Source organism: Enterobacter cloacae complex sp. I1M (assembly GCF_014982425.1).
In the GTDB taxonomy this organism is placed as follows: Bacteria; Pseudomonadota; Gammaproteobacteria; order Enterobacterales; family Enterobacteriaceae; genus Enterobacter; species Enterobacter intestinihominis.
The window spans coordinates 1-320 of sequence record NZ_JADCLG010000064.1 but is presented as its reverse complement, the minus strand read 5'-3'; the positions used below and the strand labels follow the sequence as shown (position 1 = coordinate 320).

The following is a 320-nucleotide window of genomic DNA, read 5'->3' as shown; positions in this document are numbered from 1 at the left end:
TCGGTGCGGTGAATGGTTTCACCTTCGCCGCTGGCGTAGCGGTTCTCCTCGAAGTGATACCCCGCCGCCGTCACCAGATACTCGCCGTTATCGCTGAAGAATGGCGCGTTGGTCAGGGTAAAGATGTGGCCCGGCGCAATGCCCGCCGCCGTGGCCGTCGCCTGAATCTGCTGATGCTCCACCTGCCAGCGCTCCTGACGGATACGGGCGTAGAACTCCGCATGGCCTGTCTCCACAAAGCGCCCCGGCCAGTCGTACACATCGATGCTGCCCGGTTTCGGTGACGCCGGGTTCTGCTGGGCCTGGAACAGCCACGCGTT

The 320-nt window shown here is 63.8% G+C and carries 1 protein-coding gene; it reads right to left on the bottom strand.

What is annotated here, in order from left to right; genetic code table 11:
• A partial coding sequence (locus INF86_RS22675) for a contractile injection system protein, VgrG/Pvc8 family (RefSeq protein ID WP_255510270.1) occupies positions 1-320 on the bottom strand: 320 nt, incomplete at both ends.